General features: G+C 64.5%; 17 protein-coding genes. 1 reads left to right on the top strand and 16 read right to left on the bottom strand.

What is annotated here, in order from left to right:
- Position 1: 1 nt before the first annotated feature.
- The 8 genes from BLU39_RS17285 to BLU39_RS17250 all read right to left on the bottom strand — a co-directional run bounded on the left by BLU39_RS17285 (position 2) and on the right by BLU39_RS17250 (position 13,753).
- Entirely contained in the window at positions 2 to 2,377 is a 2,376-nt protein-coding gene (locus tag BLU39_RS17285) for a bifunctional salicylyl-CoA 5-hydroxylase/oxidoreductase (protein ID WP_092715102.1), read from the bottom strand.
- A complete protein-coding gene (locus tag BLU39_RS17280; protein ID WP_092715100.1) occupies positions 2,374 to 3,993 on the bottom strand; it encodes an AMP-binding protein in 1,620 nt (539 codons plus the stop codon). Before BLU39_RS17280 ends, BLU39_RS17285 begins: the two co-directional genes overlap by 4 nt.
- 93 nt (positions 3,994 to 4,086) lie before the next feature.
- Positions 4,087 to 4,797: a response regulator gene (locus BLU39_RS17275; protein ID WP_092715097.1), complete on the bottom strand. Its 711-nt coding sequence runs from the start codon at positions 4,795 to 4,797 to the stop codon at positions 4,087 to 4,089.
- An 85-nt stretch (positions 4,798 to 4,882) separates the two neighbouring features.
- Complete coding sequence (locus BLU39_RS17270) at positions 4,883 to 9,046, bottom strand: hybrid sensor histidine kinase/response regulator (protein WP_254788996.1); 4,164 nt, start codon at positions 9,044 to 9,046, stop codon at positions 4,883 to 4,885.
- A 120-nt stretch (positions 9,047 to 9,166) separates the two neighbouring features.
- The gene (locus BLU39_RS17265) at positions 9,167 to 10,336 is read right to left on the bottom strand and encodes a patatin-like phospholipase family protein (protein ID WP_092715093.1); all 1,170 of its coding nucleotides are present in this window, start codon (positions 10,334 to 10,336) and stop codon (positions 9,167 to 9,169) included.
- Positions 10,337 to 10,543: 207 nt separating this feature from the next.
- Positions 10,544 to 12,319 carry a gamma-glutamyltransferase gene (gene ggt / locus BLU39_RS17260; protein WP_092715091.1) on the bottom strand — a complete coding sequence of 592 codons (1,776 nt, stop codon included), beginning with the start codon at positions 12,317 to 12,319 and terminating at the stop codon, positions 10,544 to 10,546.
- A gap of 72 nt (positions 12,320 to 12,391) precedes the next feature.
- Complete coding sequence (locus BLU39_RS17255; protein ID WP_092715088.1) at positions 12,392 to 13,150, bottom strand: 3-hydroxyacyl-CoA dehydrogenase; 759 nt, start codon at positions 13,148 to 13,150, stop codon at positions 12,392 to 12,394.
- A gap of 165 nt (positions 13,151 to 13,315) precedes the next feature.
- Positions 13,316 to 13,753 (bottom strand): hypothetical protein, encoded by a 438-nt coding sequence (locus BLU39_RS17250; RefSeq protein WP_092715086.1) that lies wholly within the window; start codon positions 13,751 to 13,753, stop codon positions 13,316 to 13,318.
- Positions 13,754 to 14,034: 281 nt separating this feature from the next.
- Between BLU39_RS17250 and BLU39_RS17245 the strand changes: the two genes are divergently transcribed.
- Positions 14,035 to 16,104: a TonB-dependent receptor domain-containing protein gene (locus tag BLU39_RS17245; RefSeq protein WP_092715084.1), complete on the top strand. Its 2,070-nt coding sequence runs from the start codon at positions 14,035 to 14,037 to the stop codon at positions 16,102 to 16,104.
- A 3-nt stretch (positions 16,105 to 16,107) separates the two neighbouring features.
- Here BLU39_RS17245 and BLU39_RS17240 read toward each other — a convergent pair whose 3' ends face one another.
- The 8 genes from BLU39_RS17240 to BLU39_RS17205 all read right to left on the bottom strand — a co-directional run bounded on the left by BLU39_RS17240 (position 16,108) and on the right by BLU39_RS17205 (position 22,986).
- Complete coding sequence (locus BLU39_RS17240; protein ID WP_092715082.1) at positions 16,108 to 16,470, bottom strand: hypothetical protein; 363 nt, start codon at positions 16,468 to 16,470, stop codon at positions 16,108 to 16,110.
- 188 nt (positions 16,471 to 16,658) lie between these two features.
- A complete protein-coding gene (locus BLU39_RS17235) occupies positions 16,659 to 18,782 on the bottom strand; it encodes a sodium-translocating pyrophosphatase (RefSeq protein WP_092715079.1) in 2,124 nt (707 codons plus the stop codon).
- A 176-nt stretch (positions 18,783 to 18,958) separates the two neighbouring features.
- Positions 18,959 to 19,615 (bottom strand): adenylate kinase, encoded by a 657-nt coding sequence (adk, locus tag BLU39_RS17230; protein ID WP_092715077.1) that lies wholly within the window; start codon positions 19,613 to 19,615, stop codon positions 18,959 to 18,961.
- Positions 19,616 to 19,859: 244 nt separating this feature from the next.
- Positions 19,860 to 20,615: a 3-deoxy-manno-octulosonate cytidylyltransferase gene (kdsB, locus tag BLU39_RS17225; RefSeq protein WP_092715074.1), complete on the bottom strand. Its 756-nt coding sequence runs from the start codon at positions 20,613 to 20,615 to the stop codon at positions 19,860 to 19,862.
- Positions 20,616 to 20,617: 2 nt separating this feature from the next.
- Positions 20,618 to 20,794, bottom strand: coding sequence for a Trm112 family protein (locus BLU39_RS17220; protein ID WP_010395789.1), 177 nt, complete (start codon positions 20,792 to 20,794; stop codon positions 20,618 to 20,620).
- Positions 20,775 to 21,830: a tetraacyldisaccharide 4'-kinase gene (gene lpxK / locus BLU39_RS17215; RefSeq protein WP_092715072.1), complete on the bottom strand. Its 1,056-nt coding sequence runs from the start codon at positions 21,828 to 21,830 to the stop codon at positions 20,775 to 20,777. The genes BLU39_RS17220 and lpxK overlap by 20 nt, the downstream gene beginning before the upstream one ends.
- Positions 21,831 to 21,943: 113 nt before the next feature.
- Positions 21,944 to 22,384 carry an ExbD/TolR family protein gene (locus tag BLU39_RS17210; protein WP_034751736.1) on the bottom strand — a complete coding sequence of 147 codons (441 nt, stop codon included), beginning with the start codon at positions 22,382 to 22,384 and terminating at the stop codon, positions 21,944 to 21,946.
- Positions 22,381 to 22,986: a MotA/TolQ/ExbB proton channel family protein gene (locus BLU39_RS17205; RefSeq protein ID WP_092715070.1), complete on the bottom strand. Its 606-nt coding sequence runs from the start codon at positions 22,984 to 22,986 to the stop codon at positions 22,381 to 22,383. Before BLU39_RS17205 ends, BLU39_RS17210 begins: the two co-directional genes overlap by 4 nt.
- Between the last annotated feature and the right edge of the window lie 1,304 nt (positions 22,987 to 24,290).

The raw sequence follows: 24,290 nt of genomic DNA, 5'->3' as shown, positions 1-24,290 counted from the left end.
GTCATCCTTCCAGCAGCCGCGCGGCCACCTGTTGCGGGGTGAGGCCCGTATTGGCGGCGGCCAGCTGGCGTTCGCGCTGCAGATTGCGTTCCAGCTGCTGCTGGCCCGGCCGGTACTGTTTCGGCCACGCCGCACCGGCGCCGCTGTAGCCGATGCGCGCCATTTCCGTCAGCGTCCAGGCCGGGTTGGCCAGGTGCGGCCGGCCCACGGCGCACAGGTCGGCGCGCCCGGCGGCGATGATGCTGTTGGCGTGGTCCGCTTCGAAGATGGAGCCGACGGCCATGCTGGCGATGCCCGCCTCGTTGCGCACGCGGTCGGCGAACGGCGCCTGGAACATGCGTCCGTACACGGGCTGTTCGAGCTTGCTGACCTGGCCCGAGGAACAGTCGATCAGGTCGGCGCCCGCCTGCTTGAACAGGCGCGCGATGACGACTGCATCGTCGGGCGTGATGCCGCCTTCGACCCAGTCGTGGGCCGAGATGCGCACGCTCATCGGCTTGTCCTGCGGCCAGGCGGCGCGCATGGCGCGGAACACGCGCAGCGGATAGCGGCAGCGGTTTTCCAGGCTGCCGCCATATTCGTCCGTGCGGCGGTTGGTCAGCGGCGAGATAAAACTCGACAGCAGATAGCCATGCGCGCAATGCAGTTCCAGCCAGTCGAAACCGGCGACGGCCGCGGCCAGGGTGGCGCGCACGAAGTCCTGCTCGATGCGCGCCAGGTCGCTTTCCGTGGCCGCGCGCGCCGTTTGCGACACGCCGGCCAGGTACTGCTGTTCCGAGGCCGAGATCAAGGGCCAGTTGCCCTCGCTGAGCGGCTGGTCGATGCCGTCCCACATGGGTCGCGTCGAGCCTTTCGCGCCCGCGTGTCCCAGCTGCAGGGCGATCTTCGCATCGCTGTTCGCATGCACGAAATCGACGATGCGCCGCCAGGCCTGCGTGTGCGCTTCGCTGTACATGCCGGGACAGGCGGGCGTGATGCGCGCGTCCGCCGACACGCACGTCATCTCGGCAAACACGAGGCCCGCGCCGCCCATGGCGCGCACGCCCAGGTGCATCAGATGGTAGTCGCCCGCCACGCCATCGACGGCGCTGTACTGCGCCATCGGCGAGACGGCGATGCGGTTTTTCAGCAGCACGCCGCGCAGCCGGAACGGCGTGAGCATGGGCGGCAATGGCTCTTGCGACAGCGTCACGCCAGCCTGCTCGCCCGCGCGCCGCGCCAGCCACTGTTCATAGTCGGCCACGTAGGCAGGGTCGCGCAGGCGCAGGTTTTCATGCGAAATGCGCTGGCTGCGCGTGAGCATGGAATAGGCGAACTGCGGCGCTTCCATGGCGCTGTAGCGCTCGACGTTTTCAAACCACTCCATGGAATTGCGCGCCGCGCTCTGGATTTTCAGCACCTCGATGGCGCGCAGCTGCTGGTAGGCGGCCAGCGCAGCATCGCTATCTGCATGCTGGCCGAAGCAGCGGGCCAGCTCGATGGCGTCTTCCAGCGCCAGCTTGGTGCCCGAGCCGATCGAGTAATGGGCCGTGTGGGCCGCGTCTCCCATCAGCACGACGGGCACGCCATCCTGCCGGTGCACCCATTGCCGGCAGACGATGCGGGGGAAGGTGATCCACTGCGCCGAGCCGCGCAAGTGCGGCGAATTGCTCAGCAAACCATGGCCGTCGAGTTCCTCGGCGAACAGGGCTTCGCAAAAGGCGATGCCCTCTTCCTGGCTCATGCTGTCCAGCCCCGCCGCGCGCCACACGTGTTCGGGCGTCTCGACGATGAAGGTGGAAGTGTCGCCATCGTATTGATAGATATGCGCCTGGAACCAGCCGTGCGGCGTCTGGCGGAAGGCAAACGTGAACGCCTCGAATTTCTTGCGCGTGCCCAGCCAGACGAAGCGGCAATGGCGCTGGTCGACTTCGGGCTGGTAGCTGGCCGCATAGCGCGTGCGGATACGGCTGTTCAAGCCGTCGCTGGCGATCACCAGGTCGGCGCCGTACTGCTTCGCGATGGCCTGGTCGTCCCGCACTTCCGTCTCGAACACCAGCTGCACGCCAAGTTCCTCGCAGCGCGCCTGCAGGATATTGAGCAGGCGCTTGCGGCCGATGCCGCAAAAGCCATGGCCGCCCGAGCGCACGGTCTCGCCCTTGAAGTGGATCTCGATATCGTCCCAGTGATTGAACGCCTGCAGGATGGCGCGCGCAGTCGGCTCGTCCGCGTTGGCCAGGTTGCCCAGGGTCTGGTCGGAAAACACGACGCCCCAGCCAAACGTGTCGTACGGGCGGTTGCGCTCGATGACGGTGATGCGGTGATCCGGATTCTGCTTTTTCATGAGCAGGCTGAAATACAGGCCGGCGGGACCGCCGCCGATGCAGACAATATTCATGGAGTGTCCGTGCGAAGTTTGAAGCGCTGCAGCTTGCCCGTTTCCGTGCGCGGCAGCGAAGGCAGGAAGCGGATGGCGCGCGGATATTTATACGGGGCGATCTGCTGGCGCACGAAGTCCTGCAGTTCGGCCGCCAGCGCCTCGCTGGCCTGGCTGCCGTCTTTCAGCACCACGTGCGCCTCGACGATCTGGCCACGCTCGGCATCGGCGCGCCCGACCACGCCGCATTCGGCCACGGCAGGGTGGCGCAGCAGCGCCTCTTCCACTTCCGGGCCGGCGATGTTGTAGCCGGCCGAGACGATCATGTCGTCGCTGCGCGAACGGTAATAGAAATAGCCGTCCGCATCCATCTCGAAGGTGTCGCCCGTCAGGTTCCAGCCGTTCTGCACATACTCGCGCTGGCGCGGGTCGGACAGGTAGCGGCAACCGGTGGGGCCTTTCACGGCCAGGCGGCCCGTCACGCCGGGCGGCTGCGGCACGCCCGCATCGTCGACGATGCATGCCTGGTAGCCGGGAATGGCCTTGCCGATGGCGCCGCGGCGGATGCCCTCGCCTGTGGCGGAAATGAAGATGTGCAGCATTTCGGTCGCGCCGATACCGTCCGTCATGGCCAGGCCCGTCGCCGCCTGCCAGGCGTCGCGCGTGGCCAGCGGCAGCGCTTCGCCGGCCGACACGGACAAGCGCAGGCTGCGCAAGTCGTGGCTGGCCGCCAGGGGCGCCATCTGGCGGTAAAAGGTGGGCGCCGTGAAGCAGATCGTGGCTTGATAGGCGCCGATGGCGCGCAGCAGGCCGTCGGGCGTGAGCTTTTCCAGCAGTACGGTGGCCGCGCCAAAGCGCAGGGGGAACAGCAGCAGGCCGCCCAGGCCGAAGGTAAACGCCAGCGGGGGCGTGCCGATGAAGATATCGTCGGCGCGCACCTGCAGCATGGAGCGGGGAAAGCAGTCGCAGATGGCCAGCATATCGCGGTGCATGTGCATGGTGCCTTTGGGCACGCCCGTCGTGCCCGAGGTAAAGCTGATCAGGCACACATCGTCGGCCGCCGTGTCGTGCGCGGCAAACGGCGCAGCGTGGGCCGCCATGCGCCGTTCCAGCTCCCCGTCATCGGCGCCAAAGCACAGCATGGCCGGCAGGGATGGCACCGCGTCGAGCTCCGCGCGCAAGCCCTGCGCGCACAACACGGCGTTCACTTGCGCCTTGGCGAGGATGGTGGACAGTTCGCGCGCGCGCAGCAGCGGCATGGTGGGCACGGCGATGCAGCCGGCTTTCAGCACGGCGAGCAGGCAGGCCGCCATCATCGGGGTATTCGCGCCGCGCAGCAGCACGCGGTTGCCGGGGATCAGGCGCAGGTCGCTGCGCAGCACGTGGGCGATGCGGTCGACTTGCCGCGCCAGGTCGGCGTAGCTCCAGCGCTGGCCGTCGGCCAGGATGGCGGTGCGCCCGCCGCCGCCATTGGCCACGGCCGCATCGAGCAGCGCGGCGACGCAATTGAGGCGCGCAGGATATTGCAGCTCGGGCAGATCAAGGCACAGCTGCGGCCAGAGTGCGCGCGGCGGCAAATGCGCGCGCGCAAAGTCGTCGTGGGGAGATGCGGTGGTAGGCGAAGGGTCGCTGCTCATGCTCATCCTGGCGGGTAGCGGGCGCGTGCACAAGGCCCGGAAGCAGATACTTTAAACCTAAAGTATTTTTCCGGCAAGCGAAAAACAGCAGATTCAGTCGTCTCTGTCCTGTTGCTGCAGCAAGCGCGCCTGCTGTGCCACGCTGCGCGCCAGCGCCGCCAGGGCCGTTTGCATCTGCTCGCCGTCGAGCACCGCCGACTGCAGCAGCGCGCTCATGCCCGCTTCCGCGCCGTGCAAGCCCAGGGTGCGGCAGCCGAGGTGCAGCCGTTCCAGCTGCTGGCGTGCCTGGGCCGGTTCGCCGCGCGCCAGCAAGTCGTCGACCTGGTCGCTGGCGGCGCCGATCTGTCCCTGGAAACCCGTCAGATACGCCAGCAGGCGTTCGCTGTCGATGCCCAGCCGCTGCAAGGTGTCGCGCGGCGCCTCGGCCGGCAAGGCGGAAACGTCAAAGCAGGCGTCGATATGCTGGCGCACCTGTTCCGGCTGGAAGGGTTTCACGATGTAGCCGGCGGCGCCGGCCTGCACGGCGTCGCGCACCGTGTCCTGGTCATTGGCCGACGAGACGAGTACGAGCGGCATGGCGTCGAGCGCGCTGTCAGAGCGGATCTTCTGCAGCAGCTCCATGCCGGACAGGCGCGGCATGCGCAAGTCGCAAAAGCACAGCGAGGGACGCAAGCCGCCTTCGAGCTGTTCCCACGCGGCCGCGCCATCCTCGGCTTCCACGATATCGTGCACGCCGCAGCTGTCGATCAGGTGCATCAGCACCATGCGCGACACGACATCATCGTCAACCACCAGTACTTTCATTGCTTTCTCCATTGCCGGCGGCGTCAGGGCCCTGGCCGTATTCTACCCAGTTTCGCGGCGCGCCACACAGCCGGAATTGCTTATTTTACATTTCCTGGCCCGAAACGGCTATTTGCGCCAACAGTGCGCGCAATTGCGGCAAATGCAGGGCCACCTGCGTCCAGCGCCCGCCATCCGCCGCCTCTTCCATTTCCGTGCACAGCATGTGCAGCTGCGTTTCATCGAGATAGGCGGCGCTGCCCTTCAAGCCGTGCAGCAGGCGCCCGGCGTTATCGCGGTCCTGCGCCGCCAGGGCGTCGTCGAGTTCGCGCAAGCGCCCTTCCAGGTCGGAGACGAAGGCGACGCGGATGCGCCGCTGCAGTTCACCGCTGCGGATGGATTGGGACGGCGTGAAGGCGGGACCTGCCGGCGCAAGGCCGAACAGGGCGTCGAGTTCAGCCTGCCCGCGAGGAGCGCCGCGTGGCTCATTCGGCGGCATGCGCGGCAACAGGAAACCGCGCTGCAGCTGGCGCTCGATGGCGCGCGCCAGCAAGCCATGCAGCGCCGTCTCGTCCACCGGCTTGCTGAGGAAATCGTCCATGCCGACGCCCAGGTAGCGGCTGCGGTCCTCTTCGCTGGCGTTCGCCGTCAGGGCGACGATCATCAATTCCTGGTCGCGCACGGGCTGGTCCGGCCAGCCGCCCACGCGGATCAATCGCGTCGCCGTGGCGCCATCCATCTCCGGCATGCGCCCGTCCATCAGGATCAGGTCATAGCGCGTATGCACGCAGGCGGCCACGGCCAGCATGCCATTGGCGACCACGTCGACCCGATGCCCCAGCTCTTCGAGCATGACGCGGATGATGATCTGGTTGGTGGGGAAGTCTTCCGCGCACAGCACGCGCAGCTGGTGGCTGTGCGGCGCCAGCGCCACCTGCGGCACCAGCGGCGGCGCCACGCCGTCGGCCAGCGGCAAGGTGAAAGCAAACGTGCTGCCCTGCCCCGGCGTGCTGGTCACTTCGATCTCGCCATCCATCAGTTCGACCAGCTGGCGGCAGATGGCCAGGCCCAGCCCCGTGCCGCCGTAGCGCCGCGTGGTGCTGGCGTCGGCCTGTTCGAATTTCTGGAACAGGCGCGCCATCGCTTCCGCATCGATGCCGATGCCGCTGTCACTGACACTGAAGCGGATCAGGTTGACCTTGCGCCCGCCCCTGCCGCTGGCCACGCCGGCCCGCTCGACGCAAACGCTCACGCCGCCGCGCTGGGTGAACTTGAAGGCATTGCCGACGAGGTTGACCAGCACCTGGCGCAAGCGGGTCGGGTCGCCCACCACGAATGGGGGCAGGTCGGGCGCGAAATCGATGGAAAAGCCGATGCTGCGCGCGGCCGCCTGTTCCTCGAACAGGGCCACGACCGTCTCGATGGCCGCGCCGAGCGCGAAATCGATGTTTTCAATACTCAGCTTGCCCGCTTCGATCTTGGAAAAGTCGAGCAAGTCGTTGATGATCACCAGCAGCGACTGGGCATTGGCCTGGCCGCGCAGGATTTGCTCGCGCGTGGCGTCGTGCAGCTGCTCGTCGCGCAGGGCAAAGCCCAGCATGCCGATCACGCCAGCGAGCGGCGTGCGCATCTCGTGGCTCATATTGGCCAAAAATTCCGACTTCTGGCGCGTCGCATCCTCGGCCTTGCGTTTGGCCTGGCGCAGGCTTTCCTCGTTTTTCGTCAGGCTGCTGTTTACTTGCGCCAGCTTTTCCGACTGGGCCAGCACTTCGATTTCCTTGCTCTGCAGCTCCGCCGTGCGTTCGCCGACCAGTTTTTCCAATTCGTTCTGCTGGCGCCGCAACGCGCGCACGCGCTGGCGGTAGGCGCCGTACACGGCGCCCAGCAGCAACGCCGCCATCAGGGTGCGGAACCACCAGGTTTTCCAGAACGGCGGCAAGATCGTGATGGCCAGGGTGGCGCCGCTCTCGTTCCACACGCCGTCCTTGTTGGCCGCCTTGACGCGAAACACATAGTTGCCCGCATCGAGGTTGGTGTAGGTGGCAAAGCGCCGCCCCGCATCCGTCATGACCCAGTCCTGGTCGAAGCCTTCGAGCCGGTAGGCGAACATATTGCGCTGGGGCGCGGCGAAATGCAGGGCCGCGAATTCCAGCGAAAAGACGCTTTCGCGGCTGGTCAGCACCAGCTTGCGCGTGTGGTCGATGGCCGTCTTGAGCACGTGCGCGAACTCGCCGCGGCCGATGCCCACCGGCTTGTTGAAGATCTGCAGTTCCGTGACGGCCACCAGCGGCGGCACGCGGTTGTCGTGGATATCCTGCGGCACGAACGCCGTCATGCCGTTGAAGCCGCCGAAATACATGGTGCCGTCCGATGCGCGCAGGGCCGCGCCATCGAAGTACGAGCCTTCCACCGTGCCGTCGGCGCTGTCGTAGTTGCGAAACAGGCCACTGCGCATGTCGAGCCGCGTGATGCCGCTATTCGTGCTCAGCCACAGCTGCTCGTTGTCGTCGCCGAGGATGCTGGCGACGGCGTCGTCGGCCATGCCATCCTTGCGCAGGAAACGCCGGAAGCGGATCTCGCCTTTTGCGTCGACGTCCATGCGGTTCAAGCCATTGGCCGTGCCCACCCACAGCACGCCGCGCTTGTCCTCGTGCAGGAAATGCACCTCGTCGTGACTGAGGCTCTGCGGGTTTTGCGGGTCGTGGCGGAAATGCCGGAAGCGGCCGCTGGCGCGGTCCAGCAAGTCCAGGCCGTGGAAGGAACCTATCCACAGCTGTCCCTTGCCGTCTTCCAGCACGGGCCGCACCATGTTGTCGGACAGGCTGTTCGGGTCGGCCGGATCGTGGCGGTAGGTGATAAACCGCTTGCTGGCCGGCTCGAAGCGGTGCACGCCGCCCCGCGTCGAGACCCACAGCATGCCGCTGCGGTCGCTGACGATATTGCGGATGGTGTCGCTATTCGGGTCGCCGGCGGCAAAGCGCATGGTGAAGAAGCGTTCCAGGGCCGGATCGAAGCGGTGCAAGCCCGTCGAGCCGCCCACCCACAGCACGCCGTCCGGCGCCTTGTACAGGGTCGTGACTTGCTCGTCGCGCGACATGCCGGGCGCGCTGCGCAGGTCGAACAGGCGCGAGCTGCCGTCGCGCGTGTCGTACAGTTTCAGGCCGCCCTTGGTGGCCAGCCACAGCTTGCCATTGCCCGCGTCGGCCACGGCGCGCACTTTCTTGTCGGCCAGCGCGCCCACGTCGCCGGGCGCGCGCGCCATGCGCGAAAAGCCGCCGCTGCCCAGGTCGACACGGCTCACGCCGTTGTACCAGGAGCCGACCCAGAAGGTGCCGGCGCGGTCGCGGTACAAGGATGACAGCTGGTTGTCGGCGACGCTGAACTTGTCGCCCGTCTGGTGGCGGTATTGCAGGAAGGTGCCGCTTTCGGGCAGCCAGCGGAACAGGCCATCGGCATTGCTGCCCAGCCAGACGGTGGCGTCGACATCCTGGTACAGGCTGGCCACGCGGATGGCGGAGAAGCCATGTTTCTCGCCGAAGCGCACTCTCGATTGCGGCGGCTGGCCGGCGGCGCCCAGGCGCCAGCGCTCGGCCCCGGCCATGGTGCCGATCCACAGGTTCTGCTGGCGGTCGATCAGCAGCGACTGGATCACGTTGTACTTCGAACCGGGCGCCGCATCGACGGCGAAATGCTCGAAGCGCTCGCTGCCCGGCGCCAGCATGTCCAGGCCCGTTACCGTGCCTATCCACAAACGCTGTTGCGCGTCCAGCGCCAGCGCCTTGATTTCATTGTCGCCCAGGCTGTGCGGGTTGCCTTCTTCATGGTGCCAGGTGCGGAAGTGGCCCGTGGCGGGGTCGAAATGCTGCAAGCCGTCCGAGGTGGCGATCCAGAAGCCGCGCGCGCCATCGTCGAGAATGGCGTGGATATGCCGGTTGCCGTTGCCGCGCTTGCTCTTTTCGGCGGGGCCGTAATGGATGAAGGTCTGGCTGGCGGCGTCGAAACGGTCCAGGCCATTGTCCGTGCCCACCCACAGCTGGCCCTGGCCATCGACGTGCAGTTCGCCCACCCAGTTGTCGGCCAGGCTGGTCTTGTCACCTTCGATATTCTTGTAGACGACCATGCGGTAGCCGTCGTAGCGGCTCAGGCCAGACTGGCTGCCGAACCACATATAGCCCTGCCGGTCCTGGGCGATGGCCAGCACCGATTCCTGCGCCAGGCCCTGGTCGACGCTGAGCTGGTCGAAACGCAGGGTGGGCGCAGGCCCCGCCACGGCCGAGCCACCCACCAGCAGAATTAATAGTAAGGCAACATCGCAAACACGTCGAAATACCCGCACAATCGTCCTGTCAAAAAAAACGCGAAAAACCCGCACGCCGCTCCAAGGGCCGTCTCAGGAACCAAAGAACGCCAGTACATCGTCCTTGCGGGCTTGCGTATCGCGCTGTCCAAGACGGATCAGCTCGTTAGTATACGTCGATTCGAACAATAAATACGATGCCAGCGCCGCACCGCGCGCTTCGGCCGCGCCGATGCCCGACAGCATGGTGCGGATGGGACGCGGCAAACTGCCGATATGCCGGCTGGCGATGGCGTCGAGCCGCTCGGACGGCGCGATGACCAGCAATTCCACCGGTTTCAGCGCCGTCTTGCCCAGCAACTCGGGCGGCAGCATCGACAGGGTCAGGTTGATGCGGTTCAGGCGTTCGATGTCGACGGCCAGGCCGTCGAGGAAGATCGACGACAGCGCGTGGCCGGCGATCTGCGCCAGGCTCGGGTAGCGCGCCGCTTCGGACGCGGCCGGCGCCGGCTCCGTCATGCGCCCCGCCCCCACCACCAGCACCTTGTTCGCGCCCAGGTGGATGGCCGGCGAAATCGGCGCCAGCTGGCGCATGGAACCGTCGCCGCAGTACTCGCGCTGGCCGCCCACGTACAGGGGCACGGCGGGGAAGATGAAGGGGATGGCGGCCGAGGCCAGCAAGTGCTCCACGCCGATCTGGTCCGGCAGCGCCAGGCGCTGCGTGCGCACCCAGGGCGCGATGTCCTCGGCCGTCTGGTAAAACGTCATGTGGCGGCTGCCCGAATACGACGACGCCGTCACGGCCAGCGCATGCAGCAGGCCGTCGGCCAGGGCCGCGTCCAGGCGCGGCAAGTCGAGCATGCGGTGCAGCAGGCTGACCAGCGGGGTATTGTCGAGCAGGGAACTGGGCGGCGACGCATGCCACTGGCGCAGCAGCCAGCCGAACGACAGCAGGGACAGCCAGCGCGCGCCCGAACGGATCACGCCCAGCGAATCGGCGCGGTACACTTGCTCGACTTCGATGTGCTGCCAGACATCGAGCAGCTTTTGCACGCCTTCGCCGAAGTTATCGGCCCGGCAGGCCAGCGCCGTGGCGTTGATGGCTCCGGCCGAGGTGCCGCAGATGATGTCGAACGGGTTGCGCGCCGGCGCCCAGCCCGCTTCCCACAGAATCGCCGAAATCGCCTGCAGCACACCCACCTGATAGGCGGCACGGGCGCCTCCTCCCGTGAGTATCAAGCCTGTTTTATTTTGCATTCCCATGCCGGCAGATTAGCAGGGTCTGGATGCTTTGTGGAAAAGTTTGGAAGGTAGACGCCAGTTCCTGCAGGTATATTGTTGGCAGCACGGCGCCGGACAAAACCGTAGCGAGCGGAAGGGAGAGGCGGCTAAGAAGCGCAACCGTACTCTAGTACGGTGAGCATCGCAGGCCGCCTATACCGACGCGCAGTAGGTTTGGTCCGGTGCCCCCTAATCGCCCCGAACCATGCCTTCACGCCGTGGATCCGCCCCCCCAAACCAGAAATCCTTGCCATGCGCATTCAGGCGCATGATGCCCTGCAAGCCCGAGTTCTGCTCGATCACGCGCACTTCGTGGCCCATGGCCTGCAGCGCCTCGACTTGCGCTGCCGGCGCGCGGCCCTTTTCCAGTTCCGTCGGGCCGTTGCGGCTGCCGAAGTTCGGCAGGTTGATCGCCTGCTGCACGTTCAAGCCCCAATCCATGGTGCCGACCAGGACCTTGGCGACATAGTTGATGATGGACGAGCCGCCGGGCGAACCCGTGGCCAGCACCAGCTTGTGCGTGCCCTTCTCGAACACGAGGGTGGGTGACATGGCGCTGCGCGGACGCTTGCCCGCTTCGACCCGGTTGGCGATCGGGCCGTCCGCATCGCGCGAATCGAACGAGAAATCCGTCAGCTGGTTATTCAGCAGGAAGCCGTCGACCATCTGGCGCGAGCCGAACGCGTCTTCCACGCTCGTGGTCATCGACAGACCGCCGCCAAAAGCGTCGACGGCCACCAGGTGCGACGTCGACGGGCGCTGCAAGGCGTTGTCCATGCCCCACGCCACCTGCATGCCGGGCGGCGTGCCGGGCAAGGCCCGGCCCATGGATTTGTCGCCGATCAGGGAAGCGCGCTGCGCCAGGTAGGTTTTGTCGAGCATCGAGGCGACGCCATTGCCGGGCAGCGGCACGAAGTCCGTGTCGGCCACGTAGCGGTTGCGGTCCGCGTAGGCCAGGCGCCCCGCTTCCGAGAACAGGTGGATCGCTTGCGCATCGAGCACGCCGTCGACGGGCGCATACGGGCGGATATCCTTCACTTCCAGGATGCCCAGCATCTGCGCGATGGCGATGCCGCCCGACGATGGCGGCGGCATGCCGCACACGGTCCAGGCCTTGTAATCGTTGCAGACGGGCTCGCGTACCTTGGCCCGGTAACCGGCGATGTCGGCCGCCGTCAGCTTGCCGGGATTGGTCGGATGCGACGCCACCTTGGCGGCGATGTCGCGCGCGATGCGGCCGTTATAAAAGGCGTCGGCGCCGCCACGGGCGATCTCGCGCAGGGTGCGCGCCAGTTGCGGATTTTTCAGCACGTGGCCGACGGGCCAGGCCTTGCCCTCTTTGTCATAGAAATACGCGGCGGCGACAGGGTCGCGCTTCAAGGCCTGGTCCCAGTTCAGCAGGCCGTTGAGGCGCTGGCTGACGGGAAAACCGCCGTGCGCCAGCTTGATGGCGGGAGCGAACAGGGTCGCCCACGGCAGCTTGCCGTGTTCCTTGTGCGCCAGTTCCAGCATGCGCAGCACGCCCGGGGCGCCCACGGAACGTCCTCCCACCACGCCCGTGGCGCGCGAGACGGGGCTGCCGTCCGGATTCTGGAACAGGTGTTCATCGGCGGCGGCCGGCGCCGTTTCGCGTCCGTCGAACGCCTGCACGCCCTTGGCCGTGGAGTACAGCAGGAATGCGCCACCGCCGATGCCCGACGATTGTGGCTCGACCAGGGTCAGCACCAGTTGCGTGGCGATGGCCGCGTCGATGGCGCTGCCGCCCTTTTTCAGCATCTGGTAGCCCGCATCGGCGGCCAGCGGATTGGCGGCGGCCACCATGAATTTCTGCGCCGCCCAGCCCGATTTTTCCGCATACGCGGTGGCGATTTCCGGCGCCTTCTGCGGCGCCTCTGCAAATACGGGACTGGCAGCGAGGGCTCCCAGCAAGGTCAGGCTCAGCGCCAGCGGCTTCAATGTGATCATGCTTACTCCGGTAAAGATACCCGGGTATGCTACCTCAAATGCCGGCCACGGCGCTGCACCCTGGCCGAGGGCTTACTTCGGCTGCATGCGGATGGCGCCGTCGAGACGAATCGTTTCGCCATTGAGCATGACGTTTTCCACGATGGCTTTCACCAGCTGCGCGTATTCGCCGGGCTTGCCCAGGCGCGATGGAAACGGCACCATCTTGCCCAGCGCATCCTGCACTTCGGCCGGCATGCCCAGCAGCATCGGCGTTTCGAAAATACCGGGCGCCACCGTCATCACGCGGATGCCGTTGCGCGACAGGTCGCGCGCCATCGGCAGGGTCAGTCCCACCACGGCCGCCTTCGACGACGCGTAGGCAGCCTGGCCGATCTGGCCATCGTAGGCCGCCACGGAAGCCGTGTTGATGATGATGCCGCGCTCGCCTTCGGCAGTCGCATCCTGCTTGGCCATGGCGTCGGCCGCCAGGCGGCACATATTGAAGGTGCCCACCAGGTTGATGTTGACGACTTTCTGGAACAGGGCCAGCGGATGCGGGCCATCCTTGCCCACGGTTTTCACGGCGGGCGCCACGCCGGCGCAGTTGACCAGGCCGCGCAAGGTGCCGAGTTTGGCCGCTGCCGCCACCACGGCCATGCCGTCTTCTTCCGACGTCACGTCGCATTGCACGAACACGCCGTTCAGTTCCGCGGCCAGCGCCTGGCCCGCCTCCGTCTGCACGTCGGCCAGCACGACCTTGCCGCCCGCCGCCGTCAGCATGCGCGCCGTGGCCGCGCCCAGGCCCGATGCGCCGCCCGTGATGATGAATACATTGTTCTGAATCTGCATGAAATCTCCTGAGTATCCTGAGTAATAAGGGCCATGTTCCCGGCGCCTGATGGTTGCATGGCACATGATGCCATCATTACGTTTACGTAAACGTAATGTCGGCGACAATTGTAGCCATTTTTGAGCGCACCGCGCGAAAACTTGTAACACCAGCCTACGGCAGGACTAAAAACACTGGATGAAAACGCCATTGCGGTGACAGATGCGGCCATTGGCATCGAGCGTGGCGTTGCCCGCGCCGTTGTAGCGTGCGCCCGACGCGTCGCGGCAGCCGCCCGTGTCGCAAGCGCCGATCGGCTGCGGCGCGCGGGGCATGGGCACGGCCGGACTGGGCGGCAGGGGCGCCATGGGCACGACGGGAGGTGTAACTTGCGCCGGCATGCGGCCGATCACCTGCGCCACGGAACGGCGCGGCCGCACGGGCGGCGCCGGTCGGCATGGTTCCTCTAGCAGCTTGCCGCTGTCACGCGGGTCGAGCCGGCATACGGGCAAAGGTTCAGGCAAGGATTCGGCGGGCGCCGGCGGCTCCTGCGACCAGGCATGGCCGCCAGCGAGCAGCATGGCGCAGGCCAGCGCCGGTATCGCTTTTTTCATCATCTTCATGCCGCCTCTCCAAGCATCGATCTCATGGCGTTCATTATTGGCACACGCCGTGACAGATACCAGCGCGCGTAACAATTTCTCACGCTTGTAGCTGCCGTGCACATGCTGCAACAGTGTTTTATTTCCTTTCAGCACTTTCCTTCTTGCCAGGACGGCATTACAATAAGAACGATTCTTATTCTAATTAGCAGAATGGGAGCGCAGTTTATTGCATTTTCAATCATTCATACCCGAGCCACCCGGAAGGCAGCCAGGAAATAACAATACCCGGAAAGCTCACCATGACACAGCGCAGTCCCGCCTTCGCCCCCCTCGCAGCCCCCGTCGTCGTTCCCGCCCGCTCCATGCATTCCGCCGCCCTGCTCCTGCCCTGCCTGCTCTCCTTGGCCGTCAGCAGCGCCTGGGCCGAAGGCAATGCGGCCGCCGACCCGACCATGAACACGGTGGTCGTCACCGCATCGGGCACGGCCATCGACATCAAGGATGCGCCGGCCAGCATCAGCGTCATCACGCGCGAGGAAATCGAGCGCCAGCCCGTGTACGACCTCAACACCCTGCTGCGCCGCATCCCCGGCGTGACGGGCGGCACCAGCCCCGTGGGCGAGGAATCGAAGATCAAGCTGCGCGGCCTGCCCGACAAATACACCTTGATCCTCGTCGACGGCAAGCGCGTGGGCAGCTCGGCCGACACGGCTTACCGTCCCGACCTGGGCCGCCAGGACCTGAACTGGATTTCGCCCGACATGATCGAGCGCATCGAAGTGGTGCGCGGCCCCATGTCCTCGCTGTACGGCTCGGACGCCATGGGCGGCGTGATCAACATCATCACGCGCAAGGTGCCGGGCAAGTGGAACGGCTCGGCCACGGCCAACTACACGCAGCCGCAGGACAGCGGCCGCGGCACGGCGCACCAGCTGGGCGTGAACGTGGCCGGCCCCTTGTCGGACACGGTCGGCATGCGCCTGGGCGTGGGCCAGACGCGCCAGAATCCCGATGAAAAAGCCATCGGCAAATCGGGTGGCATCGGCGGCGAACGCAACCAGACGGTCACGGGCCAGCTGAGCTGGGCGCTGGACAAGAAACAGAACCTGACGCTGGACGCCAGCTACGGCAAGCAGCAATCGACGGATTCGACCACACTCGATGCGGACGGCTACCCGCTGTTCGGCGCCTGGGGCGCGAGCAAGCTGATACGCAAGAGCGCCAGCATCGGCTATGAAGGCCGCTGGGATTTCGGCAAGGCCATGATCAACCTGTACCACAACGATTTCGACAACGAAGTCGTCGGCACAGTGGCCAAATCCAAGGACAGCACGCTGGACGCCAGCCTGGAAAAACGCGTCGGCTGGGGCGGCATCGAACAGATGCTGGTGATGGGCGGCCAGTGGAAACACCAGGAACTGACGAATACGGACACCATCGGCACCATCCCTACCGATTACCTGGGCAACCCCGTCAGCGGCGCCACCCTGTCCGGCACCACGTCGGCCCTGTTCGCGGAAGACCAGCTGTTCCTGCGCGAGAACCTGACGGCCACGGCCGGCCTGCGCCTCGACCACCACGGCAAGTTCGGCAACCACTACAGCCCGCGCCTGTACCTCGTGTACCACCCTGCCCCCGCCTGGACCATCAAGGGCGGCGTGTCGCAAGGCTTCCGCGCCCCGAACCTGAAGGAAAACTCGCCGGCGGCGGCCACGCAGTCGGGCGGACGCGGTTGCGGCAGCCTCAAACCGCTGGGCTACATCACGGGCGGCTGCTACATGGCCGGCAATGCGGACTTGAAGCCGGAAACGAGCACGGCCGGCGAGATCGGCGTGGCGTGGGAACAGAATGGCTGGGACGTGGGCGTGACGTACTTCCACACAAATTTCAAGAACAAGATCGACTACGCGCCGCTGGGTTTTTACCAGAAGCAGTGGTGGACGAAGATGACGAATATCCAGAAAGCGCGCACCAGCGGCGTGGAAGCGACGGCCACCGTCCCGCTGACGAAAAACCTGAACTGGCGTAACAACGTCACCTACATGGCGGAAGCGAAAAACCTGACGACGGGCGCCAACCTGCTGTCGACGCCGAAGCTGTCGTGGTACTCGGCGCTGGGCTGGCAAGTCAACGACCAGCTGTTCGGCGAAGTATCGGCCCAGTACACGGGCAAGGAACTCGACGCGGGCCAGGCGGCCAACAAGGCCTACACCATCGTCGACACGGTCGTGTCGTACAAGGTCACGCCACAATGGACCGTGCGCGGCGGCGTGGAAAACCTGTTCAAGAAAGGCCCGCTGGCCGATGGACTGGTCGACTATTACGTGCCGGGACGGCGCATGTTCGTCGGCCTGACGTCGCGCTTCTGACGTTCAGGGCACGCTGGCCGGCACCACGGCGCGCCAGGGTGTCATGCAGCGCGCCACGTACGGGTAGTACCCGCGTGGCCGCGCGCAGTAATACCACACATCCGGTTCCGGATACACGGGCGGCGGCACGATGACCGTGCCGCCGTAGTAGTCAACACGGGGATAGCCATGCCAGGGATTGCCATACCAGCGTGGTCCGTGGCCATGGTGCCATCCATGGCCAACCCACGCGCCGCCATGCACCCGGCCGTGAAAATGACCGTGGCCGCCATGGCCACCGGGCGTGGCCCAGGCATCGCCTGCCAGCACCAGGCCCGCTACCAGCAGCGCCAGCCATAGGCCACGTCTTTTGTGCTTGCTGTCCATGACATCCTCCTGCCGTGCAAGGCGTTCATTATCCTTTCTCCATTATTGGCAAACGGGCGGCGCAAGCCAAGCTGCCGTAACAATTGCTCACCTTTTAGACGCCGGGAACAAGGCCAGCCGGGAGTCGCGCCCATACAAATGCAAACAGCCCCGCGGCGCGGGCCACGGGGCTGCAGGGAGTGACCAGTTTATTGCGCCGGCAAGCTTTGCACGGGTGTGGCCGGTGCCAGGATGGGCGGTACGGGCGCGTGGATCGGGGCCGGCGCCTTGACCGCCAGCCAGCCCGTGGCCGGCAGCAGCGGCACCAGCAGCAGGGCCACGATATTGATGATCTTGATCAGGGGGTTCACTGCCGGACCGGCCGTGTCCTTGTACGGGTCGCCCACCGTGTCGCCCGTGACGGCCGCCTTGTGCGCATCGGACCCCTTGCCGCCGAAATGGCCATCCTCGATGTATTTCTTCGCGTTGTCCCAGGCGCCGCCGCCCGTGGTCATGGAAATGGCGACGAACAGGCCCGTCACGATGGTGCCCATCAGGAGGCCGCCCAGGGCCGCAGGCCCCAGCAGCATGCCCACGACGACGGGCACCACCACGGGCAGCAAGGAGGGAGCTATCATTTCGCGGATGGCCGACGCCGTCAGCATGTCGACGGCCTTGTCGTATTCGGGCCGCGCCGTGCCTTCCATGATGCCCTTGATGTCGCGGAACTGCCGGCGCACCTCGACCACCACGGCGCCGGCCGCGCGGCCCACGGCTTCCATCGCCATGGCGCCGAACAGATACGGTATCAGCCCGCCGATGAACAGGCCCACGATGACCATGGGATTCGACAAGTCAAACGTGATGTGCTGGCCCACGGATTCGAGCGCATGCGTGTAGTCGGCAAACAGCACCAGCGCGGCCAGGCCCGCCGAGCCGATGGCATAGCCCTTGGTGACGGCCTTGGTCGTGTTCCCGACGGCGTCGAGCGGGTCGGTAATGGCGCGCACGGAGTCGGGCAAGCCCGACATTTCCGCGATGCCGCCCGCGTTGTCCGTGATGGGACCATACGCGTCGAGGGCGACGATGATGCCGGCCATCGACAGCATGGAGGTCGCCGCGATGGCGATGCCGTACAGGCCCGCCAATTGATACGAGACGAGGATGGCGATGCAGACGGCCAGCACCGGATAGGCCGTGGACTTCATCGACACGCCCAGGCCGGCGATGATGTTGGTGCCGTGGCCCGTCGTCGACGCTTCGGCGATGTGGCGCACGGGCTTGAAGTCCGTGCCCGTGTAGTACTCGGTGATGTACACCATCAGCCCCGTGAGGACGATGCCGACGACGGTCGCGCCCAGCATCTTGTAGCGCATGGCGTCGTCGGGCCACAGCAGCCACGTGACGACGGCAAAGCCGACCAGGGACAGGCCGGCCGCCCACCACAGGCCCGTGTACAGGGCCGACATGATCTTCTTGCCGGGCGCCGTCTTGACCATCGAGCAGCCGACGATGGAGGCTAGGATGGACACGGCGCCCAGCAGCAGCGGATAGATGATGGCCATGCCGCTGGCCTCGGCCATCAGCAGCGCGCCCAGCAGCATGGTGGCGATCAGGGTCACGACATAGGTTTCGAACAGGTCGGCCGCCATGCCGGCGCAGTCGCCCACGTTGTCGCCCACGTTGTCGGCGATGACGGCCGGGTTGCGCGGATCGTCTTCGGGGATGCCCGCTTCGACCTTTCCCACCAGGTCCGCGCCCACGTCGGCGCCCTTGGTGAAGATGCCGCCGCCCAGCCGCGCGAAGATGGAAATGAGCGAGGCGCCGAAGGCCAGGCCGATCAACGGCTTGATCAGGTCATGCTGGGTCAGGCCCGGCGCGCCCGTCGTCACCAGCAGCCAGTAGAACAGGGTCACGCCCAGCAGGCCCAGGCCGACGACCAGCATGCCCGTGATCGCCCCGCCCTTGAAGGCCACGTTCAGGGCCTGGTTGATGCCCAGGGTGGCCGCCTGCGCCGTGCGCACATTGGCCCGCACGGAGACATTCATGCCGATGAAGCCGCAGGCGCCCGACAGCACGGCGCCGATCAGAAAACCCAGCGCCGTATGCAGGCCGAGCAGCAGATAGATGGCGATCAGCAGCGCCACGCCGACGATGGCGATGGTGCGGTACTGGCGCGCCAGATAGGCGGCCGCGCCCTGCTGGATGGCCAGCGCGATTTCCTGCATGCGCGCGTTGCCGGGATCCTGGCGCAGGATCCAGCTGCGCGACACCAAACCGTAAATGACTGCGACCACGCCGCAGGCTACCGCAAACCACAGACTGGCTGCCATATCGTCCCCTTCTGTTTTTATCCGACGTCATTGCCAACAGCTGCAGACCGCACCGGGTAGGCACGCGCAGCCAGGAAAACACGACCTGCAAAAAAACTGAACCACGAAAACGACACGGCGCCCTCAAGCGCGGGCACAAAAAAAGCGGACACTCAGGTCCGCTTTTCAAATACTGCTTATTCCGCCAGGGCGGCAAATGCGCTGTCGCGGATTTGCTCGACCGGACCCACGCCGGCGATGCGGCGGTATTTCGGCGCGCCCGGCAGGCCCGACTTGGCCCAGTCATTATAGTAACCGAGCAAGACCTTGGTCTGGTTGTGGTACACGTCCAGGCGCTTCTTGACCGTTTCCGCCTTGTCGTCGTCGCGCTGGATCAGCGGCTCGCCCGTGATGTCGTCGATACCGTCGACCTTGGGCGGATTGAATTTGACGTGGTAGACGCGGCCCGAACCCGGGTGGCTGCGGCGGCCATCCATGCGCTCGATGATGGACTCATCGGGCACGTCGATTTCCAGCACGTAGTCGACATTGATGCCGGCATCCTTCATGGCGTCCGCTTGCGCGATGGTGCGCGGGAAGCCGTCGAACAGGTAGCCATTGGCGCAATCGGCTTCCTGCAGGCGGTTCTTGACCAGGCCGATCATGATGTCGTCCGACACGAGGCCGCCCGCATCCATGACTTTTTTCGCTGCCAGGCCCAGTTCCGTGCCTTCCTTGATCGCCGCGCGCAGCATGTCGCCCGTGGAGATTTGTGGAATATTGTATTTTTCTTTGATGAAGTTAGCTTGGGTGCCCTTGCCGGCACCGGGTGCTCCTAAAAGTATCAGACGCATTGAAAAGTTCCTAAAAAACAGATTTTGGATGGTGGTATGTGTAATTATTTTTAGATGATGTTGCTATGGCTATCTTTCCCTACGAAACTTACCACAAAAAATCCCCGGAACGCCAGTTTGCTGTCGAATTGCTATGCCCTGATTGATCAAAGCCAGCAATTATCGAAGCAGACGTTTCAAAATGTGGTTTTTGCTGCAGGCGCGCAAAATTTTATTTGCACGCCTGCCGTTTTGCGGGTAGCGCTTACAGGGCGCGGTAATGGGCCTGCACGCGTGCGAGATCTTCCGGCGTGTCGACACCGGCGGCCGGCGCACTATCGGTCACGTGCACGGCGATGGCATAGCCATGCCACAAGACGCGCAACTGCTCCAACGCCTCGATCGCTTCCAGCGGCGACGCGGACAGGCCGGGATACGTTTGCAGGAACGCATTGCTGTAGGCATACAGGCCGATATGGCGCAGCGGCACGTAGCCGGCCGGCAGGCTGTCTTTCGACTGCGCAAAGCCGTCGCGGTGCCACGGAATCGTCGCGCGCGAGAAATACAAGGCGCGGCCGTTCTTGTCCAGCACGACTTTGACGACGTTCGGGTTGAAGGCATCGACCACGTCGTGCAGCGGATGGGCACACGTGGCCATGGGGACGGCGGCGCTGATCTGCGCGGCGCAGGCGGCCAGCAGGGACGGATCGATCAAGGGTTCGTCGCCCTGCAGGTTGACGACGACGGCGTCCGGCGGCAAGGCGAGCGTGCGCGCCACTTCGGCGATGCGGTCCGTGCCCGACGGATGGTCGCTGCGCGTCATGCACGCTTCCACGCCATGCGCGGCGCAGGCGGCGCGGATGTCTTCATGGTCGGTGGCGACGATGACGCGCGCGGCGCCCGACAGGGTTGCCTGCTCGGCCACGCGCACCACCATGGGCTTGCCGCCCAGGTCGGCCAGCGGCTTGCCCGGCAGGCGCGTCGAGGCCAGGCGGGCCGGGATGATGACGATGAACGCCATCGTTATTCCACTGCGTCTTGCAGGGTGCGCGCTTCGTCCGCCCACATGATGGGGATGCCATCGCGGATAGGATAGGCGAGGCGGTCGGCGCGGCAAATCAGTTCCTGCGCCTTCTTATCGTGTTCAAGCGGACCCTTGCAAACAGGGCAGACCAGGATATCAAGCAGTCGAGCGTCCACGACATTTCTCCACAATTTGTTGGGCCAGCGCGCTATCGATGCGCGCACTGACGGGGACGACCCACAGTCTCGGGTCGTCTTTGAGATATTCAATTTGCGCACATTTTACTGCATCCTTCTCGGTGATCAAGATCACATCCGTGTCGAGCGCGGCAAATGGCTGGTCGAGGAAGTCGTGATGGTCGGGCAGGGGCAGTTCCATGAAGTCCAGTCCGGCGCCGCGCAGCATGGCAAAGAAGCGCTGCGGGTTGCCGATGCCGGCCGCCGCCACGATGCGCTGGCCGCTGGCCGCCAGGGTTGCAAGCGGCATGCTGTCGCCGCGGTCCGCCAGGCGTTCGGCCACGCCGCCGGCCAGCAGCATCTGCACCACCAGCCCGCCCTGCGGCGCGACACTGGCCACCAGCGCCGGCGCCAGCCCGGGCGCATTGATCACCGTCACGTCGCGCCGGCGGCGCGGCGATTCGCGCAAAGGCCCCGCCGGCAACAGCCAGCCATTGCCCGCGCCGCGGCCGTCGAACAGCACGATTTCCACGTCGCGCCGCAAGGCGTAATGCTGCAAGCCGTCGTCCGTGACCAGCACGTCGACGTCGGGGTGCGCTGCCAGCAGCGCCCTGCCCGCTTGCGCGCGGTCGCGTCCCACCATCACGGGACAGCCGCCGCGCTGGAAGATCAGCAGCGGCTCGTCGCCCACCTGCTGCGGCGTGGAAGCGGCGGTGACGGCGCGCGGCGAACGGTCGGCGCTGCCATGGCCGCGCGAAATCACGCCCGGGCGCATGCCCGCGTCGCGCAAGGCTTGCACCAGCCAGATCGTCAGCGGCGTCTTGCCCGTGCCGCCAATGAAAATATTGCCGACGACAACGACGGGCACGGGCAGGCGTTCGGATTTCAAAATGTTTGCCTGGTACAGGCAGCGCCTGATACGGCTCAAAGCACCGAACACCAGCGACACGGGCCACAGCGCGCACGCCAGCGGGCCGCGCGTCAGCCAGGCGCGGGTCAATGTGGTTTCAAGCTTGGCGGGGGAGGATGTGGGCATGGGGGAAGACTTAAAATTGGGGGTAGGTCGGATTAGCTGCGCCGCCAGGCGCAGCGTAATCCGACATGCTCGGCTGCGGCTTTGTCGGCTTACGCCGTGCCGGCTAAGCCGACCTACTTGCCCCCCGCCTGCGCCGCGAACGTCAGCTTTTCATAGCCGGCCAGGCGCGCCGCTTCCATGACGTGGATGACCATCTGGTGCATGGCGAACTGGTCGGCGTTGACCACCACCACGGGCGTCTGCGCGGGCGCCTTGCCGCCGTTGGCCGCCTTTGCCGCGTTTTGCAGGGCGTCGGCCAGGCCTGCCACGTCGCGGAACGAAACGGGCTCGCGGTTGACCGTGTAGTTGCCCTTGGCGTCGATGGTGACGTCGATCTGCTGCGGCTTCTCTTTCGCCTGCTCGGCGTCGGCCGTCGGCAAGGTGATCTGCAGCTCCGTAAACTTGCTGTAGGTGGTGCTGACCATGAGGAAGATCAGGATCACCAGCAACACGTCGATGAACGGGATCAGGTTGATTTCGGGGTCTTCACGCCCCTTGCCTTTGCGGAAGTTCATTTGCGGCCACTGTGGACGATGTCGACGAACTTGACGGCTTGCTGCTCCATGTCGATGACGAAGCTGTCGACGAGGGCGCGGAAGTGGCGGTAGAAAACGAGGGTCGGCATGGCGATGGCCAGGCCGAAACCCGTGTTGTACAGGGCCACCGAAATACCGTGCGCCAGCTGGGCCGGATTGGAGCCGCTGGCGTTTTGCGAGCCGAAGATTTCAATCATGCCCACCACCGTGCCGAACAGACCCATCAGCGGCGCCAGGGTGGCGATGGTGCCCAGGGTCGTCAGGAAACGTTCCAGCGTGTGGGCCACGCCGCTGCCTGCCTCTTCGATCGATTCCTTCATCACCTCGCGCGGCGCGTCGACATTGCGCAGGGCGGCGGCCAGCACCACGCCCAGCGGCGAATTGTCTTCCAGCTTGGCCACCGTGTCCGGCGTGATCTTGCCGCTGCGATACACCTGCACCACTTCATCGAACAGCTTGCGGGGCAGGATTTTTCCGCGCCGCAAATACAGCAGGCGCTCGATGATCAGGGCCAGGGCGACGATGGAAGCGATCAACAACAGCCAGATGGGCCAGCCAGCGGCTTGAAATATAGCGAGCAAAAGAAACTCCTGGTAAAGGGAAGGCGATGGAGCGCCAGAACAGCCTGTATTGTACCGAGCGCCGAAGACCGATTGTACGTGCGCGCAGGAATGGCGCAATGTAGCGCGTTGCCGCGCCGGCGGCAAGAGGCGCCTGCATGTCCCCAGCGTGCTGGCGGGGGCACAGTTTTGCACACTTTGTGTGGATAAGATTGTGAGCAAGCATGAAGTCCAGCATGCAAGTGATTGATTTACATGGAGATTATGATACTGCGCAAAATACAGGCATAGCAGCTTATCGATAGTAGTCAATGTCAATAAGTTAATACTTGAAGAGTTCTGCACATTTACTGTGGACAAGATTGTGCGCAAAGCCGAGGAATGTAATCAAGCCATTGATTTTAAAGGAGATTAAATCGATGCGTAAAAAAGTGGCAGCAGGCGCGCAATCGGCGTCAGACTGGCCGTCAAAGTTCTGCACACAATCTGTGGACAAGATTGTGCGCAAGCGTACGGATACGCGCCAAGTACATTGATTTATATCGTTTTTATTACCATGCATAAAAATGTGGCAATGGCTGAAAAGCGTGTTTTTCACGGTCCGATTCCACTTCAAAACTGCAGTTTTCCAGCGCCAGCGCAGTTCCACACATAAAGTGTGGATAAGATTGTGAGCAAGCCGATTGACTCCATGCAAGAGCATTGATTTTAAAGGACTTTTTTTTCATGCTGAAAAATGAGGCAGCAAATCAAGCTGATCGCGCGGTGGAAAAACACGATAAAAGACGAAACGGTTTATGCGGTTTTGCACACATTCTGTGGATAAGATTGTGAGCAAGGCGTACGGTTCGATGCTACCCCCTTGATTTATATGGCTATTTTTATGCTGCGCAAAATTAAGGCAAGCCATGCAATATGCCTTGCAGTGGATAAATCCGGTGCCGCGCCAGAGTTCTGCACATTTTTTGTGGATAAGATTGTGCGCAAGGCCATTCATGGCATACTAAGCGCTTGATTCCTATGTACTTTATTTCCGTGCGCAAAAATGTAGCAAGGCACTTTTATCGCTCGATCAGGTCCAGCCGTGTCATGTTTGTCCAAGGCAAAAAGTTCCGCACACTTTCTGTGGATAACTTTGTGCGTAAGTGGCAGGGGCTACACTGATGTGCTTGATATTAAAGGATTTTTTCCCTGTGCACGCAAATCAGGCATACGGGAATTCGTCATGAAATCAATTACTTAGAAATAGAACTTGTTGTTTTGCGCGATATATGACATAAGCATGACCTCGCCGATAATATGTGGACAGTTCCCTTCCCGCTCCC

The organism is Janthinobacterium sp. OK676 (assembly GCF_900103595.1).
Lineage (GTDB): Bacteria > Pseudomonadota > Gammaproteobacteria > Burkholderiales > Burkholderiaceae_D > Janthinobacterium.
The sequence above is the reverse complement of the archived record's forward strand: the minus strand, read 5'-3'. Positions and strand labels throughout refer to the sequence as shown.

Excerpts from the sequence above, each read along its gene's own strand:
- BLU39_RS17285 (WP_092715102.1), bottom strand. The coding sequence starts at position 2,377 with ATGAATATTGTCTGCATCGGCGGCGGTCCCGCCGGCCTGTATTTCAGC.
- BLU39_RS17280 (WP_092715100.1), bottom strand. The coding sequence starts at position 3,993 with ATGAGCAGCGACCCTTCGCCTACCACCGCATCTCCCCACGACGACTTT.
- BLU39_RS17275 (WP_092715097.1), bottom strand. The coding sequence starts at position 4,797 with ATGAAAGTACTGGTGGTTGACGATGATGTCGTGTCGCGCATGGTGCTG.
- BLU39_RS17265 (WP_092715093.1), bottom strand. The coding sequence starts at position 10,336 with ATGGGAATGCAAAATAAAACAGGCTTGATACTCACGGGAGGAGGCGCC.
- ggt (WP_092715091.1), bottom strand. The coding sequence starts at position 12,319 with ATGATCACATTGAAGCCGCTGGCGCTGAGCCTGACCTTGCTGGGAGCC.
- BLU39_RS17255 (WP_092715088.1), bottom strand. The coding sequence starts at position 13,150 with ATGCAGATTCAGAACAATGTATTCATCATCACGGGCGGCGCATCGGGC.
- BLU39_RS17250 (WP_092715086.1), bottom strand. The coding sequence starts at position 13,753 with ATGAAGATGATGAAAAAAGCGATACCGGCGCTGGCCTGCGCCATGCTG.
- BLU39_RS17245 (WP_092715084.1), top strand. The coding sequence starts at position 14,035 with ATGACACAGCGCAGTCCCGCCTTCGCCCCCCTCGCAGCCCCCGTCGTC.
- BLU39_RS17240 (WP_092715082.1), bottom strand. The coding sequence starts at position 16,470 with ATGGACAGCAAGCACAAAAGACGTGGCCTATGGCTGGCGCTGCTGGTA.
- BLU39_RS17235 (WP_092715079.1), bottom strand. The coding sequence starts at position 18,782 with ATGGCAGCCAGTCTGTGGTTTGCGGTAGCCTGCGGCGTGGTCGCAGTC.
- adk (WP_092715077.1), bottom strand. The coding sequence starts at position 19,615 with ATGCGTCTGATACTTTTAGGAGCACCCGGTGCCGGCAAGGGCACCCAA.
- kdsB (WP_092715074.1), bottom strand. The coding sequence starts at position 20,615 with ATGGCGTTCATCGTCATCATCCCGGCCCGCCTGGCCTCGACGCGCCTG.
- lpxK (WP_092715072.1), bottom strand. The coding sequence starts at position 21,830 with ATGCCCACATCCTCCCCCGCCAAGCTTGAAACCACATTGACCCGCGCC.
- BLU39_RS17210 (WP_034751736.1), bottom strand. The coding sequence starts at position 22,384 with ATGAACTTCCGCAAAGGCAAGGGGCGTGAAGACCCCGAAATCAACCTG.